The organism is Pseudoalteromonas sp. APC 3694, from assembly GCF_030407565.1.
GTDB lineage: Bacteria > Pseudomonadota > Gammaproteobacteria > Enterobacterales > Alteromonadaceae > Pseudoalteromonas > Pseudoalteromonas tetraodonis.
This window is the reverse complement of record NZ_JASDDE010000003.1, coordinates 28,950-47,338: the sequence shown is the minus strand read 5'-3', so window position 1 is coordinate 47,338 and position 18,389 is coordinate 28,950. Positions and strand designations below refer to the sequence as shown.

Annotated in this window: 20 protein-coding genes; 4 read left to right on the top strand and 16 right to left on the bottom strand. The window is 40.1% G+C overall.

Annotated elements, in window-relative coordinates; translation table 11 throughout:
• Positions 1 to 4: 4 nt before the first annotated feature.
• Positions 5 to 811, bottom strand: coding sequence for an alpha/beta hydrolase (locus tag QMA00_RS02010; RefSeq protein WP_076921769.1), 807 nt, complete (start codon positions 809 to 811; stop codon positions 5 to 7).
• A 276-nt stretch (positions 812 to 1,087) separates the two neighbouring features.
• Positions 1,088 to 1,357, bottom strand: a complete 270-nt coding sequence (locus QMA00_RS02005; protein WP_248474387.1) for a hypothetical protein — start codon at positions 1,355 to 1,357, stop codon at positions 1,088 to 1,090.
• Positions 1,358 to 1,601: 244 nt separating this feature from the next.
• On the opposite strand from QMA00_RS02005, the gene QMA00_RS02000 reads away from it, so the two are divergent.
• Together QMA00_RS02000 and ykgO are read left to right on the top strand one after the other, a co-directional pair.
• Positions 1,602 to 1,868 (top strand): type B 50S ribosomal protein L31, encoded by a 267-nt coding sequence (locus tag QMA00_RS02000; RefSeq protein ID WP_028834757.1) that lies wholly within the window; start codon positions 1,602 to 1,604, stop codon positions 1,866 to 1,868.
• Positions 1,865 to 1,999 carry a type B 50S ribosomal protein L36 gene (gene ykgO / locus QMA00_RS01995; protein ID WP_002958669.1) on the top strand — a complete coding sequence of 45 codons (135 nt, stop codon included), beginning with the start codon at positions 1,865 to 1,867 and terminating at the stop codon, positions 1,997 to 1,999. Before QMA00_RS02000 ends, ykgO begins: the two co-directional genes overlap by 4 nt.
• A gap of 52 nt (positions 2,000 to 2,051) precedes the next feature.
• Here the strand turns inward: ykgO and QMA00_RS01990 are convergent, their stop codons facing one another.
• The gene (locus QMA00_RS01990; protein ID WP_016899710.1) at positions 2,052 to 2,438 is read right to left on the bottom strand and encodes an OsmC family protein; all 387 of its coding nucleotides are present in this window, start codon (positions 2,436 to 2,438) and stop codon (positions 2,052 to 2,054) included.
• A gap of 9 nt (positions 2,439 to 2,447) precedes the next feature.
• Entirely contained in the window at positions 2,448 to 2,837 is a 390-nt protein-coding gene (locus QMA00_RS01985) for a cytochrome b562 (protein WP_262976454.1), read from the bottom strand.
• Positions 2,838 to 2,973: 136 nt separating this feature from the next.
• On the opposite strand from QMA00_RS01985, the gene QMA00_RS01980 reads away from it, so the two are divergent.
• Positions 2,974 to 4,056 (top strand): ABC transporter substrate-binding protein, encoded by a 1,083-nt coding sequence (locus QMA00_RS01980; protein ID WP_290155741.1) that lies wholly within the window; start codon positions 2,974 to 2,976, stop codon positions 4,054 to 4,056.
• A 49-nt stretch (positions 4,057 to 4,105) separates the two neighbouring features.
• Here QMA00_RS01980 and QMA00_RS01975 read toward each other — a convergent pair whose 3' ends face one another.
• The 8 genes from QMA00_RS01975 to QMA00_RS01940 form a co-directional block, all read right to left on the bottom strand.
• The gene (locus QMA00_RS01975) at positions 4,106 to 5,884 is read right to left on the bottom strand and encodes a sugar phosphorylase (protein WP_076921764.1); all 1,779 of its coding nucleotides are present in this window, start codon (positions 5,882 to 5,884) and stop codon (positions 4,106 to 4,108) included.
• A gap of 20 nt (positions 5,885 to 5,904) precedes the next feature.
• Positions 5,905 to 7,125, bottom strand: coding sequence for a glycosyl transferase (locus QMA00_RS01970; RefSeq protein WP_028834751.1), 1,221 nt, complete (start codon positions 7,123 to 7,125; stop codon positions 5,905 to 5,907).
• Positions 7,118 to 8,860, bottom strand: a complete 1,743-nt coding sequence (locus QMA00_RS01965; RefSeq protein WP_076921762.1) for an HAD-IIB family hydrolase — start codon at positions 8,858 to 8,860, stop codon at positions 7,118 to 7,120. Before QMA00_RS01965 ends, QMA00_RS01970 begins: the two co-directional genes overlap by 8 nt.
• A gap of 146 nt (positions 8,861 to 9,006) precedes the next feature.
• A complete protein-coding gene (locus tag QMA00_RS01960; protein ID WP_028834749.1) occupies positions 9,007 to 10,245 on the bottom strand; it encodes a uracil-xanthine permease family protein in 1,239 nt (412 codons plus the stop codon).
• Between the two features lie 9 nt (positions 10,246 to 10,254).
• Positions 10,255 to 10,887, bottom strand: coding sequence for a uracil phosphoribosyltransferase (upp, locus tag QMA00_RS01955; RefSeq protein ID WP_290155731.1), 633 nt, complete (start codon positions 10,885 to 10,887; stop codon positions 10,255 to 10,257).
• A gap of 133 nt (positions 10,888 to 11,020) precedes the next feature.
• Positions 11,021 to 11,968, bottom strand: coding sequence for an oxidoreductase family protein (locus QMA00_RS01950; RefSeq protein WP_290155728.1), 948 nt, complete (start codon positions 11,966 to 11,968; stop codon positions 11,021 to 11,023).
• Positions 11,969 to 12,243: 275 nt separating this feature from the next.
• Complete coding sequence (locus QMA00_RS01945) at positions 12,244 to 12,903, bottom strand: hypothetical protein (RefSeq protein WP_290155726.1); 660 nt, start codon at positions 12,901 to 12,903, stop codon at positions 12,244 to 12,246.
• Positions 12,904 to 13,013: 110 nt separating this feature from the next.
• The gene (locus tag QMA00_RS01940) at positions 13,014 to 13,538 is read right to left on the bottom strand and encodes a hypothetical protein (RefSeq protein WP_290155723.1); all 525 of its coding nucleotides are present in this window, start codon (positions 13,536 to 13,538) and stop codon (positions 13,014 to 13,016) included.
• A gap of 616 nt (positions 13,539 to 14,154) precedes the next feature.
• Here QMA00_RS01940 and ltrA point away from each other — a divergent pair.
• A complete protein-coding gene (gene ltrA, locus QMA00_RS01935; RefSeq protein WP_290155721.1) occupies positions 14,155 to 15,510 on the top strand; it encodes a group II intron reverse transcriptase/maturase in 1,356 nt (451 codons plus the stop codon).
• 78 nt (positions 15,511 to 15,588) lie between these two features.
• On the opposite strand, the gene QMA00_RS01930 is transcribed toward ltrA, so the two are convergent.
• From QMA00_RS01930 to QMA00_RS01915, 4 genes are all read right to left on the bottom strand, one after another.
• Positions 15,589 to 16,107, bottom strand: a complete 519-nt coding sequence (locus tag QMA00_RS01930) for a hypothetical protein (RefSeq protein ID WP_090415933.1) — start codon at positions 16,105 to 16,107, stop codon at positions 15,589 to 15,591.
• 7 nt (positions 16,108 to 16,114) lie between these two features.
• Entirely contained in the window at positions 16,115 to 17,101 is a 987-nt protein-coding gene (locus QMA00_RS01925) for a hypothetical protein (protein ID WP_290155714.1), read from the bottom strand.
• A 151-nt stretch (positions 17,102 to 17,252) separates the two neighbouring features.
• A complete protein-coding gene (locus QMA00_RS01920; protein WP_290155712.1) occupies positions 17,253 to 17,786 on the bottom strand; it encodes a hypothetical protein in 534 nt (177 codons plus the stop codon).
• A gap of 141 nt (positions 17,787 to 17,927) precedes the next feature.
• Positions 17,928 to 18,341 (bottom strand): hypothetical protein, encoded by a 414-nt coding sequence (locus tag QMA00_RS01915; RefSeq protein WP_290155709.1) that lies wholly within the window; start codon positions 18,339 to 18,341, stop codon positions 17,928 to 17,930.
• Between the last annotated feature and the right edge of the window lie 48 nt (positions 18,342 to 18,389).

Here is an 18,389-nt window from a genome sequence, read left to right as displayed (position 1 = left end):
GTGGCTAACTCACAAAATCAAAAATTAAACGGCTGACTGTTTCTGGGTGCGTCATATGTATACAGTGGCCATGCGCACTAATAACCTTAAGTGTTGCATTTGAAATTTCATTCGCTACAAACTCCCCCACAGAAGGTGCGGCTAAAGCATCATTTTCACTTTGTAAAATTAAAGTAGGCTGTTTTATATGTTCAAGTATAAAACGGTAGTCGGATAAAAACGTGGCTTCTGCAAAGGTTTTTGCAATAAGGGGATCGGTTGAGCAAAAACTTCCCGATAGTTCCGCTATAAATTCATCAGGATGAGAACTCCCCATAACCAAAGGCGCTAAGTAATTGGCCCAGCCAATGTAATTTTTATCCATTAGGTTAAGTAGTTCGTGCAAATCTTGTTTTTCAAACCCACCAAAATAATCAGGGGGTAAATTTAAAAAGCACGGTGAGGGGCACACCATAACCAGCTGAGTAAATAACTCTGGTTGCTCAATGGCAGCAAGTGCGCCAATGGTGCCACTAACCGAGTGGCCTATAAATGTAATATCGGTAAGTTCAAGTGCGGCACATATTTCTAGTACGTCTTTGGCATACCCATCAAGGGTTGAGTAGCGCTGTTTATTATATTTAGCCACATCAGAGTTACCTGAGCCTACATAATCAAACAGCACTAAAGTAAAATGTTGTTCAAGGGCAGGAATAATAAATCGCCACATATTTTGGTCACAGCCAAAGCCGTGAGCCAACACTAAGGTTTTATCACCCTTGCCAATTATTTTGACGTTGTTTCTTTTGCGTATTTCATTTAAGTGCGGCATTAGAATGATCCTTTTCTTTGTTCACCTAATAAAAGGAGTGCATTTATTAAACATAGTGAGGCTACTGTTTATACAAATAAGTGTAACTCATTACAAAGCTTTATACATCAATTAGTTATATGAAAGATAATCAAGAGAAAAAGTACATACTATTGTCTTAAAAAAGTGTGATTTTATATTTTACTTAGGTATAAAAACACACACCTTTGTTAACATTAAATTACATCCTTGGCAGCCAGCATCATCTTAATAAAATGGCTATTACAACCAAACGGATTAGTTTTGGTGCTCATACTGCCCGCGATAAACTTCAAATACTTTTAATACGGTGTGTTGCTCTTTTGAAAGTGAATCAAACCAATCGTCAAATAACTCATCATCTTCTTGTTCGCTTAATGCTAAATAATGAGCAAGTAATTCAATGATATCGTTATGAGTACATGCGAGTGAGTCAACTTGTTTTGCCAATACACTATGATCGCGCTCCCTAAGAGTATCCATGACTCCTTGGTCGATTTGGTCTTGTTGTGCCTGAGCGTCACTCATAAAACTACCTCTATTAACGTTATTAAATTTTTATTATTTTTTTTTGCTGAGACTAGTTATAGCAGCCTAAATACTAATAGCTAGTACTTTTGATCTAAGTGCTTATTTTTTGACTGCTTTGTGCAAATACGCAGCAATTACGTAGCAATTACGCTGCGTTTAAGGCTATTTAAAATGATTTGCAAAGGGAAAATAAATACGTTAAATTAAATGATATACTATCACATAACATTAAAGGCATTTTATGAAGCCCAATATTCACCCTGATTACCATGTGGTTGCTTTTCATGATACTGCAGCTGATTCTTACTTTATTATTGGTTCAACCATTAAAACCAATCGCACTATCGAAATAGACGGTAATACATATCCCTATGTGCCTATTGATGTTTCATCTGACTCACACCCATTTTATACCGGAAAACAAAAAACACTTGCTACTGATGGCCGCGTTGCGCAATTTAATCGTCGCTTTAAAAACCTCTCTACAGCTAAAAAGGAAAGCAAATGAAAGTATTAAGTTCATTAAAAAGTGCAAAACAACGACCAGGTTGTCAAATTGTAAAGCGCAAAGGGCGAGTATTCGTGATATGTAAAAACAACCCTAGATTTAAAGCCGTGCAGGGTATGAAGAAAAAATAGTGGGATAAATAATAATGCCGAGTTTATACTCGGCATTATTGTTAAAGGGTATTTACTTTACTTCAACAGAAAACTCAGGCACTGCCTGAATAACCTTTTTCACGGTACATGTATTTACAGCAGCAATAAGTGCTTTTTTATATTTATCGGGGAAACCTTCAGGCAACCCAATTTCAATAGAAAAACGTTTTTTACCGTTTTCATCTACATTCTCGTTATTTTGTGTCAGCGTCATGCCGTCGGTTGAGATCTCTCTTTGCTGACAAAATTTACGCGCATAAAAACCAGCGCACAAAACCATGCTAACCAAAAAATAGTCAAATGGTTCTGGGTGCTCTGCCCCACCACCGGCATTGATGCTTTGATCGCTTATTACTTCATGCTCACCAAACTTAGCACTTAATTTTTGACCGTCTAACATTGAAACTGAAATTTCCATTGCTAATCCTCATTTTCCAAACAGTAATTCAAAAAAGCCTGGAGGCTCATGTAATTTATGATATTTTTTGCGTAAATTATCGATAGCTTTAAGTGGTTTTTTTGCAGCTTCGAGTTCCTGCTCATTAGCTATTTTTTTTGCCAACTGGGCTTGAACAAGTACTTTATCGAGCCCTTGCACCGACTTCTGAGCTTCTTTATAAAATTTGGCTTGCTTACTTTGCTCTATCAATTTAATAAATTCATCGATAGCACCATTAAATTCTTGCAGCTGGGTTGCTTCAACACTTTGTTTATAAGCCAGCCCAATATTTTTCATGGTCTTTTCTAAATCACTTACGTCATTAGCGGCAACTGTTTGACTAAAGAGTAATACTATTAACAATAAAACTGCTTTCATTCATAAATCCTAAAAAAATTAATTGCTGCATACATGCTAAACTTACTAGGGTATTATATAGCATAACGCTTAGATGTCACCACGGAGCTAGTTAGCAAGGTAAAAATCGAGCTTTATAAAATATATAGAGAAACATATGCCTTTGTTTAAATTATACCGCCTGATAACTTATACCTGCCTGCTATTCAGTAGTTACAGTATTAATGCCTTAGAGATCATATTCATCAATCCTGGCTTTTCAAATTCCATTGAGGCTGAGAGCAATAAAACCGGTGATTTTTGGTTTCATGTTTCTAAAATTATGCAAAATGCTGCCTCTGATTTAGATGTGACATTAACTATAAAGTACGCCAACCGAAATCATATTTTAATGAAAGAGCTGATCCAGCAGGCCATTAACGATAAGCCTGATTATCTGATATTAGTAAACGAAAAAAATGTCACCAGCCAATACCTATCTAAAATAGACAGTAACAAGGTTCCCATTTATTTTTTATTAAATCGCCCTTCCCCTGCGTCTCTCGAGCAATTGCAAACAAATGGCGCCAATGTGGTCGGCAGTATTACCCCTAATAATCGTGTTGCAGGTAAATCATTGATGCAGCAGCTTTATAAAAAGTTTACCAATAAAACAAAAATGCCAGCTCATACATTAGCTTTACTAGGGGATTACACAACCCCCGCTTCCACTTTACGTACCCAAGGGTTAATGGATTTTTTAGCGCAAACACCTAAAGTAACCTTAACCGCTAAAGAGGTTGCAAATTGGTCTGAGCAAGAAGGCTATATAAAAACCATGGCGTATATGCAGCAAGCCCCTGAAATTAACATTATTTGGTGTGCGAATGACGCCATTGCTTTTGGCGCAAAAAGGGCATTAAAACAGCTAAACATGCAATCTCAGGTTATTGTGGGTGGGATTAACTGGGATTCTGCGCCTAATAACGCATACACGCTTGATATATCGATAGGGGGTCATGTTTTATTAGGTGCTTATGCTCTAGTTAATCTGTTCGACAACCATACACAACCAAAACATAACCCTTTGCTTCATCGCACAGCTGATATTTTTGACCCGCTTACCGCTGAAAATATCCCCTTATATAAGGCGATAAATACAACAGGCCTAGCAGAAATAAACTTTATACAGTTTAGTAAAACACGCGCTGACTGGCATGAATTCACAATAGAAAATCTACTTTTAGCGCTTGAGCAATAGCACTGTAAAGCCCCTTTACAGTTACATTGATTACTTTAAACGTCGTTATTTATGCTCTATTAGATAACCAGAGTGTTTGATACGGTGCTAATTGCATAGTTTTAAGCTCTTCATCCAGCACTGTTTTAGAGAGCAGCTCATACCATTGCTGTGTATTTATTAAGTTCAAATCGGCCAAGGTTAAGCTTTGTGGCTGACTGCTGATATTATAAATACAAAAAATACTTTGCTGGCGGTCAATGCTTTGTCGCCAAAAACCAAATAACCCCTCTCCTAAATGCAAAGTGAACTGTGTTGCATTAGGATGAAATGCCGCTTGCCTTTTACGCACTGCTAATAACTGTTTTACTCCATTGAATACTTGATGATGATGACTATATTTTTCTGCAATTGCTGCTAATAATTTAGATTCTTGCCAGCGATGACGGTTAATGGCGCGATTGTGCTGCGAATTATCAAAGCGTTCATAGTCATTAGTGGTGCCAAGTAAACTATGTATATACAGCCCTGGGATCCCCTCCATTGCAAACATAATGGCGTGAGCACATAAAAAGCGCTCAAGGCCAAATTTATCCGCGCCATTATGCGTTCCTTGTAAGGCATCAAATAAAGCTATATTAAGCTCATAAGGGGTATGTGTGCCATCGTGACTGGTGCGCATTGAAACGCGTCCCCCAAATTGCATGGTGGTACTGACTAAAGAAGCAACCTCACTGGGTTGCAGCAAGCCTTCAATTGGTCTTAAACCAATGCCATCGTGAGAAGCAATAAAATTAAAATACGCAGTGCCGTTTTGTGCAGGCGGCATACTCATCATCCAATGCTTAAGCGCCGTACTATCACCACTGAGTAAGGTATGCAACAACAACGGCGGCAAGGCAAAATTGTAAATTGCATGGGCTTCGTTGGCATTACCAAAGTAAGACAAGTTCTCCTGATTGGGAATATTAGTCTCGGTGATGATCACCACACTTGGCTCGGCATGCTCAATCAGCGTTCGTAGTAAACGCACTACTTCGTGGGTTTGCGGTAAGTTTATGCAACTGGTATTAAGTTGTTTCCATAAAAAGGCCACCGCATCAAGGCGAAATAACCGAATACCGTTGTCTAAATAATGACGAATAATACCGACAAACTCTTTTAACACCTCGGGGTTTTCAAAATCAAAATCCACTTGATCATGACTAAATGTACACCATACATGCTTTTCACCACTGGTTGTTGTTACCGTATTTAATAGGGGCGATGTACGAGGACGAACAACTTTGCTTAAATCGTCAGTTAAACTGGCTGTTTTAAAGTAACCTTTTCCGGGGTGTGTATCAGTTAAAAAGTTTTCAAACCAAATACTTCGACTAGAGCAATGATTAATGACTAAATCCGCCATCAGTTTTACATCTTTTGCAATTGCGTTAATGTCTTGCCAGTCGCCCAGCGCTTCATTAACGTGTGCATAGTTCATCACCGCAAACCCTTCATCTGAGCTATACGGATAAAAGGGTAAAATGTGCAGTGCATTAAGCTGATGATCGCACTGCTCTTTTATAAAGCGATGCAAGGTTTTTAAAGGCGCCTCTAAAGGGGTGCCTACGGCTAAATCACTGTCTTCATGGTTTATTATCGAATCGCCATAGGCAATTAGCACAACATCTTGTTCATCCCAGCGGTTAGTGTGTGGCGTGGGATCGCGAAGTGGGTTATCACCTAAAATTAAGGTGATCAATTCTTCAGTCAATTCGCTTATTGCTATCGGTAATTCAACATCTTGATAAATAGCATGTAAATGTTGTTCAACTCGTTGAAAAAACTGTTCTTTAACTATACTCACAGGCGCCTCGTTTAATGATGTTAACTGTATTGCTCGTTATCTAGCTCAACGGCTTCTTTTAAACGCTCAAGTACGTCTGGCATTGCCGAGGCCACACGATTCCAACTCGGCACAAAGGGTGCTTCCATTGGGTTTTCTAAAAAGTGCTGACCGGCATTCATGATATTTTGCGCAAACATTTCAACGGCTTTTTCTTCTTGGTGAATATCAAGGGTTAAACCGTTCATTAGTGCATCATTATGATAGGTTTCAATAAAATCTAAACCAATACGGTAATATGTGGCTTTTAATGAGCGAATAGTTTCGCTGGTAAAGGTAACCCCTTGCGTTGCTAACTTTCTAAATAGTGCTTTGGTGATATCAATCGACATTTTAGAAAGGCCAGCGGTTTGGTCGTCGAGCGATAACGCCTGATGTTTATGATCGTAGTTATCCGCAATATCGACTTGGCATAATCGGTTATGAGAATAATTACGATACATTTCACTTAATACGCCAATTTCTAACCCCCAGTCACTAGGAATACGAATATCGTTTAATACATCACGTCTAAACGAAAATTCACCGGCTAATGGGTAGCGAAACGAGTCCATGTACTCAAGGTAATCACGGCTGCCTAAAATGGTTTTAAACGAGCGCAATAACGGAGTAACCAATAACCGAGAGACACGGCCATTAATTTTTCCATTGGCGGTGCGCGGGTAAAAGCCTTTACAAAACTCATAGTTAAATCGAGGGTGTGCAACAGGGTATATTAACCGCGCTAATAAGCCTCGGTCATAAGTTAAAATATCACAGTCATGCAAGGCTATTGATTCAACCTCGGCGGTGGCTAATTTATAGCCCATGCAATACCACACATTACGCCCTTTACCAAGCTCGCGTGGCGCCACACCTAAGGCTTGAAGCTCTTTATCGAGCGCTTGTAAGCGTGGCCCGTCGTTCCAAAGTACTTTGTGGTTTTGATCAAGCGCTTTAAAAAAGTTAAGTGCATAACGGTATTGGCTTTCGTCGGCTCTGTCTAAGCCTATGGTAATTTGTGATAAATAAGGTACTTTTTGCAGCTCTTTAACAATATTTTGTAGCGCGGGGCCTTCTAACTCACTAAATAATGAGGGCAAAATAAGCCCCATGGGTCGCTGCTTACTAAAACTCAGCAACTCTTTTTCTAAATCGTCTACGGGTCTGTTGGCAATATTATGTAACGTTGTAATGATGCCATTTTGATAAAAATCAGCCATGTAAACTATACTCCTCAAAATTGGGTAAAATGCTGTTAATACAAGGTAATGCAGTGATTTCTTCTACCCAGCCTAACGGCGCTGGCAACTGAGAATAACGCGCTTTGTTATGGGTTAATTTAACCGGCTTTTTGCTCTCTGGATTGGCAATAATAATGGCAATATCTGCCTCTTCGAGCATTTGCTTATCGTTATCACTATCCCCAAGCGCAATAATGCTTAGCGGCTTAGTAAACTGCGCAGTAAACTGTTTCACTAGCCATTGCTGCGCCATGCTTTTATCGGTATTTTTACCAATGTGGATAAAGCGCCCGCCTACTTTAACGTCGTAGCCGTACACTGTTATTGCGTTTATAAATTCGTTGAGTTTGTGCTCTTCGCCATGCCAGCAGAGCGGATCTGAATATTGACGATTCTGTGCTTGCGCCGCCTGTATCTCGTTTAACCCTGTGATGTGCATTACCTGCTCACACGATAACTCACTGAATAAACTATATTGGTCGCTGTAGTCTTTTTTTAAATGTGTTAAATCAGCCCATAAATTGCTAATGGGTGCCGCAAATGAATAACACCAATAGCCTTGGTATTCGCTGCAGCCAATGGGTCTGAGGGTAAAGTAATTTTCAGGAATATAGACAGCCGAGCCATTTTCAACAATAAAAGGCTGTTTAATATTGAGCGCTTGTTGCAGTGCCACCACTTCACTAAACGTTTTACTAGTGTTAAATACCACCGGCACACCGCTGTATTGCAGCTCCTGTAATAAAGTGTCGACCGCTTCGGTGTTGTAGTCTCTATGATTTAGTAACGTACCATCTAAATCGGTAAAAATAATGGGCTGACCAATATTGTCGCTCGTTAGCTGCATTGCGACTACATCACGGTGACTATCAAGCTCTATTAACGCATTTGCTTTGGCACTGAGAGTATTTAAATTTTCTCGGGTAATACGCTCAAAGTGAGAAATAAACCAAAGCAGCTGCTCGTCGGTCATGGTACCTGCACCTTGGCCTTGTTTTGCGATTAGCTTGTGCTCTTGCTCTTGTCGCCATGCAAATACATCATCAAAACTCGGCGCTTTAAGCATAATTGTGTAGTCAATTTTATTAAATACGGTTTTATACTCATTGGCTAAACAGCTGTTAATACAGCGGCGCCATAGTCCTTGCTGATCGTATGATTTTTCTAGCTCATTAATGGGCTCAATTAAGGTAAAAGGCTGCTGTGGCTCACTGGCTACACACCACCCTTCTAAAATAACAATATCGACTGGCTGACTATTGGTTAACCATTTATTTTTTGCTACAGGTTCATCTTGTTGCTTGTCAAAACGTGGCAGCGGTACATTAACCTCTTTATTTAACAAGCGACTAAGGGTTTTATCCATAAGGGCAACATCATGTGTGCCTGGAACTCCACGGGTGGCAAATAAACAATGCACATCTTGTGCTAGCTGCTGACGTTTTTGGGTTGATAAATAAAAGTCATCAATAGAGAGTGCGACACAATTTAGGTGGGTGTTTTGCTCAAACCAAGTCACTAAATAGTCACCAAGCGTGGTTTTTCCTGAGCCTTGGCAGCCGTTAATGGCAACAAATAAAGGCGCATTTTTTTTGCTGGTTAAAATATCCTGAGCAATCACGGAAAAATACTGCTCACTAATATATTGATATTTCAACGGCAATTGATGTTTTACTAAAAAAGCATTTATATCCACACTATTGGCCTCCAATATAACAATCCCTGATTCAACTATAGGGTATGAATAAGGAAATGCAGTTACTAGACCAATATTATTTATTGTTACTTTTTAGTAGGTTAAAAAAAAAGCACATTTTAAATGCGCTTTTTTGGTGCAATATTTTTAACCACAGTGCAAATTTAATTCTCGTTGCTCTGTGCTTTTGGGAATACTAAATTTAATACTATGCCTAAAACAGCGCATAAGCTCACACCTTCAAGGCTGAACTGGCTGCTACCAATATGCATACCACCAATACCGCAAATTAAAATAAGCGCCACAATACTTAAATTGCGTGGTTCGCTTAAGTCATCGCCCGATTTAACTAAGGTATTTAAGCCAATAACGGCAATAGAGCCAAATAATAAAATCATTATGCCGCCCATTACAGGGACCGGAATGGTTTGCAAGCCCGCGCCCATTTTAGCCACAAACGCCAAACAAATTGCAATAATGGCAGTCCACATCATCACTTTAGGGTTAAAGTTTTTAGTTAGCATTACCGCACCGGTTACCTCTGAGTAAGTGGTGTTAGGTGGGCCGCCAAATAATGACGCAGCAGACGTGGCTAACCCATCACCAAATAAAGTGCGATGTAGCCCTGGCTTTTTCAAATAGTCTTTTTTTGTAACTTGACTAATTGCCATCATGTCGCCAATGTGTTCAATAGCAGGCGCAATTGCCACCGGCACCATAAACAAAATGGCTTGCCATTTAAACTCTGGCAGTACAAAGTTAGGCACTGCCAACCACTGTGCATTACTGACTGTTTCAAACTGTACTACACCCATAAATAACGATAGCGTGTAACCGGCAACAACACCGGCTAAAATAGGGATCAGTTTAAATACCCCTTTGCCCCACACGGCAAACACTAAAGTTACTAGTAATGAGAACATAGAGATAATAATGGCACTGTCGTAGGCAATAATTTGTGTACCACCATCGCCACTTTTACCCATGGCCATATTAACCGCAGCTGGCGCGAGTGCAAGGCCAATCACCATAATGACTGGGCCGACCACAATTGGCGGCAAAATTTTATGTAAGGTTTTTGTGCCTTTAAACTTCACCAATAAACTCAACAGCATATAAGTAAAGCCCGCTGCCATTAAGCCGCCCATAGTGGCGGGTATTCCCCACATTTGCACTGAGGCAATAATGGGTGCAATAAACGCAAATGACGAGGCTAAAAAGATAGGCACTTGGCCTTTAGTGACAAATTGAAACAACAAAGTACCTAAACCTGCGGTAAACAACGCAACACTCGGATCGAGACCCGTTAAAATAGGCACTAATACCAGCGCACCAAACGCTACAAATAGCATTTGGGCACCCGTTAAAATGGTTTTTATAGAAAATGTAGAATTATTTTGCACTGCTAAACCCTAGTAAACCGTACCGAAAATTTTATCACCTGCATCCCCTAATCCTGGGATAATATAGCCTTTTTCATTGAGGTGGCTATCAACTGAGGCAGTAAAAATCTCTACATCTGGGTGAGCGGCTAATGTTTTTTCAACGCCCTCAGGCGCAGCAACCAGTACAATAACTTTAATTTCTTTACAGCCCGCTTTTTTAAGCATATCGATAGTGGCGATCATAGAACCACCAGTAGCCAGCATAGGGTCAATCACTAAGCTCAAACGTTCATCAATATTACCTACTAGCTTTTCAAAATAAGGCACTGGCTCAAGTGTTTCTTCGTTACGCTCTAACCCCACTACACTCACTTTAGCTGCTGGGAGTAATTGCATTACGCCGTCCATCATCCCAAGGCCTGCGCGTAAAATTGGCACAACGGTAATTTTTTTACCTTTAATATGCTCAACTTTAAGTTTATTACCGTCCCAACCTGTAATTTCGTTATCTTCTAATTCTAGGTATTTAGTGGCTTCGTAAGTTAATAATGTGCCAACTTCTGAACACAACTCTCGAAAACTTTTCGTGCTAATTCCATGCGCGCGCATTAAACCTAACTTATGTTGAACAAGGGGGTGAGAAATAACGTGAATAGCCATAGTAATAAACCTAGTGATAAAAAATTTGACGTATTTTATATTAAAACAGGCCGTTTGACTGTTAATTTTAGCCCTGATTTCATAGTTCGTGCCAAAATATTTGATTTAGCCATAACTGTTCAACTTTTTGTGTTTATGAGTTGTTACTGGCTAACCAATTATTTACCTGAGCATGCATGTAGCCGTTAATTTTTTTGTGCTCGGGGCTCCACCCAAGTAAAAACCGATAAAAGTCTGCCCACGCCACCGGCCATAAATGAGCCCATTGTGCAATAACGTCATCCGCATTCACTGCTGGTTGGTAGTCACTCAGAGCATGCTTCAATTGGCTAAAATAATAATCGAGGTAAGTTTGTGCGTGTTTGTGAAGGTCAGAATCGTCCAAACAACTGGTCATAAAATACATAACATCGACCACCCCAACACCCGCACCCACATATTGAAAGTCATAACCGCGTATATGCCCTTGGCTATTAGCGGCAAAATTAGCAAGCTTGGCATCACCATGAATTAACGTTTGGTAGTCACATTGCTTTAACGCGTTATTTAATTGAGTAGCTGCCTGTTTAATATCGGACTTTTCAGGCAAGTTATTAAATTCATCAGGGCGTGTATCTAAATGCCAATAGCTTCCTTGCGGCCATAAGCCATCAAACTTTGTATTTAAATGAAAGGCATGAAAATGTGCCAACCACTTTAATATGGCTTTTATATTCTCGGTGGTTGCTTGGGTGTATCCCAGCTTTGAAAAGTCTTTAAACACCAAGGCATACTCATCACCTTTGTTGATTGCTTTTATGCATTCAATAGCTGTCGCTTGCTTGGGCAGTTTATGGCTAAATTGCTGATAAAACGTATATTCAACGTGGTAAGAGTCACGTTTTCTATTAAGCGCAAACGCACTTTGTTTAATTTTAGAATGATTAATGTGATCGGGTACTTTAATCGCTTTAATTACACAGGCCTGCTCATCAAGCTGACACTTCACAATATGGCCGCAGCCGCTCCAAAGTGAGGTTAGGGTTTCGCCAATAGCTATACGTTGAAAATGCGGGGTAAGTAACGAAAGATAAAAAGACATAGCCAAATTAGGTTGCTAAATTTTAGTTAGTTTAACATTAGACGGTGTTTTTAATAAAAGGTCTTAATAAAAAAAGCCCTGCGCGCACAACATGAAATACAGTGTTAATATCGCGTATCAGCCAACTGACTTGACGCTTTCTTGCAATTACCATGACACACACTGCTCATTACTTATACTTCTTAAGGCATAGTTTAAAGCCATTGAAAGTAAGAAATTTAAGGTGGGTTTCTGCATAACTTGTACATGGTCTCCTTGGAAACTTAACGCCGCATTCAGCGGCTTGTCCGCTGCAATGTCTTGTTAACCCTTGGTTGTTCAATGCTTGCTACTGGATAGTGTACAATATCTTCTTCCCTAGCCACTAACTTGTAACGCTCGACGAAATGGGGAATTTCTCTATCCTGCGGCCAGTATGTCTCTTTAATTGAAATTGCAAAAAAACCAGCGTCTTCTTCACTTAATGAGCTACATATATTTCGCACTGATGTTCTTATCTTTGATAACTCTTTATTAAGATCAGACTTGGATATTTTTGGTTTTGATTCAAGACGATCTATTGCAAGCAGCACACGACGAATTTTATCGGGATCACAGTGCATTTTCTTCTTTTCAATTATGACCGCCTCACTCATTCCATTTTTTACTATTTCACTAGTAACCAAATTCATCAATGATTTGGCATCTTTGATCATGTAATCAATACCAGAACGGAATGAACCATATTGACCAATGCCAATGTACAGAGCGCCAACAACTGCTAGAGTGACCTTGAGACTCCCTTCTTGAAGTCGCACATAGATCTTTGTATGTTGATCAAATATGAGGTTCGCGTACTTTGATGTTAATTCTTCAAGGTACTGCTCCGCCTCCTTAAGAGGCACCTCCTCAAAGTCTAAGTCAAAATGAAAATCCAATCCCGCGAGTAATGCCACAATCTCTCCTTGAGGGTTAACGCTTGCCTAACCGGCGCAAAATAGCAGGCTAAATTTAGCGTCGAAGGAGCACAAGCCTGCTGTTTTGCGTCCTTTGGTTTAGGCACTTGCTAAGTGCTTTGCTTGGCGTAGAGTTCTTTTGCTTTTGGTAACCGCTTTACAATGGCTTTAAATCTTGGGCCTTTTCTAACATCAGCAATACCTTTAGTGCCGTTTTTAGAATAAAAGGACTCGACCTTCTCAATATACTGTTCGCAGTAAAATATTTCTTGTGCGTAGTCTTTGCTTTTTCTAGAAAGAATAGCAACACGTTCAAAATAATAAGGCGCAGGAACCAAGCCAGCCTTATTCATTGTTTTAAGCTCAGCATCACAACAACGTTTAATGATCTCGAGATCATCTTTATTTTCTTCAGCCAACTCCCATGTTTGCTTACCGTCTACTAAGTTAGCTCCGTCTGTTACTTCAGAGATTAGCTCACCACTGGTTTTTGTAGTGCCATCCTCTTTATTCAAAGATGGCTGTTTTTTCTTAAATAAATAACTCAAGAGGCTCACGCATGCTCCTTTAGCACTTAACGCCTGCATAACACGTTTGCTACCATGCAGATTAAGCTCAAATTTACCACTTAACACGGTAAAGCAAAAGAAACCTAGAATGCCGAATGTAGCAAATCGTGTTGATGCATTTATGTACGCCCGACATGGGCATTGACTTATGAGGTGAAAGTCCTCTGTAGGAAGATCACCGTTTAAATAACACACTGTTATTAAACGATAACTACTAGCGAATGGCAAGGGCTAAATCGCGAGAGATAGTCTCGAGGAAGCCGCTAGCAAATCTGTGAGCTGATGAACAAAAACATCATATGAGGCGTAGGCTGGAGACGAGCTAGCACAAGATAGCGAAGTCATGTGATCTAACGGCCACCGTAAATGATGCAGTTGTGCAGAGAAAGTCGATGCACCTGTTCTTTATAGGTAAAAAGGGGGGAGATCTGATAAACACGCATCCGCGCTAACGCTTGGAGATTACCAGTTAGGGACTGGTTGTTCAACCCTTGGCGCTTTGGTTGCTGCGACCTACAGCGAGCGAAATAGCAGTAAACAAGCGTTAGTTTCGACGCGCTTTATCGAGTAATCGCTAGAGTGATTTATCAGAAGTCAGCAGACGGCATAGTAGCCAAACGCCCATCGTAATGGAGGGGACACGGTGAAGGCCTGAACATCTTAACCAGAGGAGATACTACAAATGAACTTGAATTCACATAGATCACCGTGTTGTGATAGTGATGAACAGCGTTCGACTGTGAATAATACCTCGAATGAATACAACAAAACAGATCGTGACCTGATGGCAAGGGTACTGAGCAACCACAATATTGGTGCAGCATGGCAACATGTTAAGCGCAATAAAGGGGCTGCGGGTATTGATAATATGAGTATTGAGGAATTTAATGACTTCGATAAGTTACATTGGCTGGGTATTAAACAACAATTACTTAGCGGCACTTATCAACCCTTGCCAGTCAAACGCGTGATGATACCCGAACCCGATGGCGGTGAGCGAATGCTTGGGATCCCTTCTGTTATCGACAGAGTGATCCAACAAGCTATTGCTCAAGTAATTAGCCCTTACTTTGAGCCTCTATTTTCACCACATAGTTATGGTTATCGCCCTCATAAAAGAGCCAGCCAAGCAGTAAATCATGTTCAATCTTGTGTTAAACAAGGTTATAAAACAGCAGTTGATATTGACTTGTCTAAGTTCTTTGATGAAGTAAACCATGACATGCTGATGAATCGTGTTGGTCGTAAAGTCAAAGACAAAGCACTCATGCGCCTACTTGGTAAATACCTCCGAGCGGGGATCGCAGAGCGCGAAACGGGTCTGTGGTTTGAGTCAACCAAAGGAGTCCCTCAAGGTGGGCCATTATCCCCTTTACTTTCCAATATTTTACTCGATGAATTAGATAAGAAGCTAACCTACAAACACCTTAAGTTTGCACGTTACGCTGATGACATAATCATTTTAGTAAAAACGAAAAGCGAAGGACTCATAATCCAACGGGAAATTACTGCGTTTATCACTCAGCGATTAAAACTCAAAGTGAATGAATCGAAAAGTCGAGTCGGTCCCGTATCAGGCTCGAAATTTCTCGGGTTTACCTTCCGTTACGCTCAAGTGCAGATCCACGAACAGGCGCTAAAGAAATTTAAAGCAAATGTAAGAGAACTCACTAACCGCAACTGGGGGATCTCAATGACCCTACAAATTCATAAACTGACGCAATACTTACGCGGATGGGGATACTATTACCTAATAGCCAATGCTTATCAATTAACGGTGGATTTAGATCACTGGATCCGTCGCAGGATAAGAATGTGCTACTGGCGACAATGGCGTAAACCACGCACTAAAGTACGCAGTTTAATGAAATTGGGTGTTAGCGAGCGACTCGCCATAGCCTGTGGTATCACCAGTAAAGGCCCTTGTAGAAGCTCAAAAACAAAAGGAATTAACATTGCGCTAGGTAATGACTATTTAGCATCACAAGGTTTAGTGTCATTGAAAGATATTTGGATCAATATTCATTACGGGAGATGAACCGCCCATTGCGGACCCGCATGATGGGTGGTGTGGGGGCTGGAGGTTAGAGACCTCCGGCTACCCGATTAGGCTTTTTTATAGCACCTTATGAAATGCATGATCATGTACATCATATAGATAAATATCACTAAATCTCGGCTCTTTAGCTTTAACAGCCTCTTCGATTTTCTTCTTTTCAGTGACAGCTAGATCTTTAGCGCTAGAAAATGGATTTATAATACCAACTAATAAAATACCGCTACCGTATTGTTTGTATACATTCCCTATCGAATCTTTATCGTATTTGGTAACAATAACGCTTTCCAATATTGAGCTGAATTTTTCGTCAGGGTCGATGCATATTCGTTTCTCTTTGGGAACAGGCCTATGCTGCTTATCATTAGCAACATGCGTTGTAATGCTCTCCGCAAGCTCAGGACTAAAGAAAGCATCTGTTATTTCAATCCAGCTTGGATTACCATTTATTGTGATAATTGCATCAGGTGGTTCTGGCTTTCCGATGACATTGACAACATCGCCAAAAGAAGCGCAACGCCTCTTAAAGCTATCAATAACTGAATCTTCATGCGCATTCTTAATTTCGTTTCTATTCATAGTTCATTTAGAACGGTATATCGTCATCAAAAACGCTTTCGACATTACTTTTATTCCAAAACATAGCTTTTATCTCGTCAACATCATCACGCATAATACTTAAATTATCGATCAGGTATGCTTGAGTTTGAGCATTGTTAACCATGAAATACTTTCCACTTTTTCTATATGCTTTAAATGTATAAATGTATTGAGTGGAATATCTATCAGTGATAGAAAAAATATTTTTCGAACCAGCTTCCGCAAAGTATTTAAATATTGCTTGCGCAACATAGTTGAGCCTTTCCATCATGCCCGCTTGAAGTGTGAACATTGTGTATGAATCTGAATCATCAAATGCCACAAAGAACTCTATACAAGCACCTTCTGATTGACCTGAAAAAACAAAATTAACAACTCTCCCATCAAGCTTTTCATCGCCGTCTTTATCTCTGACAAATAAATCGTCTGCTTCAGAGTTGAGATAAATCACCTTGTCATTACGGACGATAGCCAAAATATCAACTTCTGCTTCTTCTAGCCTCATTCCGCCACTGCACTCCAGAGTTTCTTCGACTGTATTGCTTTGCACTAACGTCTCTTCAATAAAGTCATTAGTTTCTGTGAACTGCGGTTGGCTTGGCAGCTCGAAGAAACTATTTACATTGTCCCAATCAATTACATAGCAGTTATTTATTCGCGGAAGAACAAATTCATAAAATGTTGAATCAAACCTCTCTCTAGCTTTGATGATTTGATAGTCACACCTTGCATTTTCAATACATTTAGCGACTTCAAGGAGATCTCTATCTGGCGAAAGCAGTCCATTTTCTTCCATGTTTATTGTTCGTTGAGCTTTACCTAATAAGGCCTGCTCAGCACTAGTAAAGAGAAGCCTACTTTTTTGAGCTCTTCGAGCTTTCAGAATCCCCACTGGAATTGCCAAAATCAAAACTATCGGAATCATGACTATATTAATAATCGTTCCAATTAGTTTCCCAAGAAGTTTCGCCATTATCCTTACCTTATAAATATTTTTGATTTAGCTCTTTAAGTTAGACATTTCAACGAATGTCAGACTGCAGAAGCATAACGCTCGTAATAAACGGCGCCCTGACAAGGGCGTCCGGTGGAGGCCGAAGGTCGGAACGAATTTGATTGATTTGTTATGTGTTTAGATGCTTACAGTACAGAGCGTATTTCTCGAAGTCATTCCGGCTATAGGCACCCTCGGCTAGTGTTAAAGGCTCACCATTTAGGAAACGCTTGTGATGGATATATGATTCCAATGATTTCCATGCTTTCTCAAAAGCAGGCCCCCACATTTTGGAAAAATGCTCCCGACTAATGAGCCCTGACATCGCCATGTAGGACAACCGTTGCATCACAATGCTGACACGATACGCTGCATCAACCGTTTCTTGAGACCAAACGACCTCATGGTTTTCGCTCCCTAGTTCTCCGTTCGCATAGTCACCTGCATTATGGAACAATGATAGATCTGACTTGATCTTTGACATTTCATCCATTGCCCAAAGTAGCAATGTACTGTCTCTATTCTTAACTTCTTCTTTAATAGTTCGGTAAGCAAAAATTACCGACACGAGTAAGAAAATGTTGATGAAAAGCATCAAGATTGACGTGATTGCCGAAACACCAGACCAATCCAGCGGATTTAATGCTACCTGAACCGATTCCATTTAACCTCTCAACTAGAAATACACATAATGTGGAGGTGATTGGCGCCGCGTAGCGGCGTCCCAGCAGCCCTTTAGGGCTGGGAATTGACCGACTTGTTATGTGAATCCATTTTTTACCGAATAGACACCACTACGTAAATTCTAAAACCTCTCCGCAAAATCAAAGTTCATTTTGTCAACGCCCAAATGAAGTAGTAAATCTTTCCAATTTTTCATACATACATTTACTACTTTACCTTTGAATCCCGGGTTAGCCGACAAAAACCTGTTTGATTGCTTCCACATAATCAAACCTGTGTGTTTATCTATCACACCCTGACCAATTGCGTCACAAATATTCCCAACCAGCGAATTAAAGAAGAAATCAGCAACTGATGACCCTTCATCCTCAGGGTCTCGCTCCAAATACACTGATGTTACTGTTGCAACAATCTCCTTTGTTTGAATGGGATTCAGGAATTCTACCCGCAGTGCAAAAAATTGAGCAAATTCATATAAATCCTTTTTGAATTGGTCGTCTAGCTTTCGTTGACTGCCCTTGAAAAACCCGAACATAACTACTCCAACGCATATAATAAAGAAACTAATTTATTGAGTATCTTG

Coding starts and splice junctions, on each gene's coding strand:
- QMA00_RS02010 (WP_076921769.1), bottom strand. CDS start 811: ATGCCGCACTTAAATGAAATACGCAAAAGAAACAACGTCAAAATAATT.
- QMA00_RS02005 (WP_248474387.1), bottom strand. CDS start 1,357: ATGAGTGACGCTCAGGCACAACAAGACCAAATCGACCAAGGAGTCATG.
- QMA00_RS02000 (WP_028834757.1), top strand. CDS start 1,602: ATGAAGCCCAATATTCACCCTGATTACCATGTGGTTGCTTTTCATGAT.
- ykgO (WP_002958669.1), top strand. CDS start 1,865: ATGAAAGTATTAAGTTCATTAAAAAGTGCAAAACAACGACCAGGTTGT.
- QMA00_RS01990 (WP_016899710.1), bottom strand. CDS start 2,438: ATGGAAATTTCAGTTTCAATGTTAGACGGTCAAAAATTAAGTGCTAAG.
- QMA00_RS01985 (WP_262976454.1), bottom strand. CDS start 2,837: ATGAAAGCAGTTTTATTGTTAATAGTATTACTCTTTAGTCAAACAGTT.
- QMA00_RS01980 (WP_290155741.1), top strand. CDS start 2,974: ATGCCTTTGTTTAAATTATACCGCCTGATAACTTATACCTGCCTGCTA.
- QMA00_RS01970 (WP_028834751.1), bottom strand. CDS start 7,125: ATGGCTGATTTTTATCAAAATGGCATCATTACAACGTTACATAATATT.
- upp (WP_290155731.1), bottom strand. CDS start 10,887: ATGGCTATTCACGTTATTTCTCACCCCCTTGTTCAACATAAGTTAGGT.
- QMA00_RS01950 (WP_290155728.1), bottom strand. CDS start 11,968: ATGTCTTTTTATCTTTCGTTACTTACCCCGCATTTTCAACGTATAGCT.
- ltrA (WP_290155721.1), top strand. CDS start 14,155: ATGAACTTGAATTCACATAGATCACCGTGTTGTGATAGTGATGAACAG.
- QMA00_RS01930 (WP_090415933.1), bottom strand. CDS start 16,107: ATGAATAGAAACGAAATTAAGAATGCGCATGAAGATTCAGTTATTGAT.
- QMA00_RS01925 (WP_290155714.1), bottom strand. CDS start 17,101: ATGGCGAAACTTCTTGGGAAACTAATTGGAACGATTATTAATATAGTC.
- QMA00_RS01920 (WP_290155712.1), bottom strand. CDS start 17,786: ATGGAATCGGTTCAGGTAGCATTAAATCCGCTGGATTGGTCTGGTGTT.
- QMA00_RS01915 (WP_290155709.1), bottom strand. CDS start 18,341: ATGTTCGGGTTTTTCAAGGGCAGTCAACGAAAGCTAGACGACCAATTC.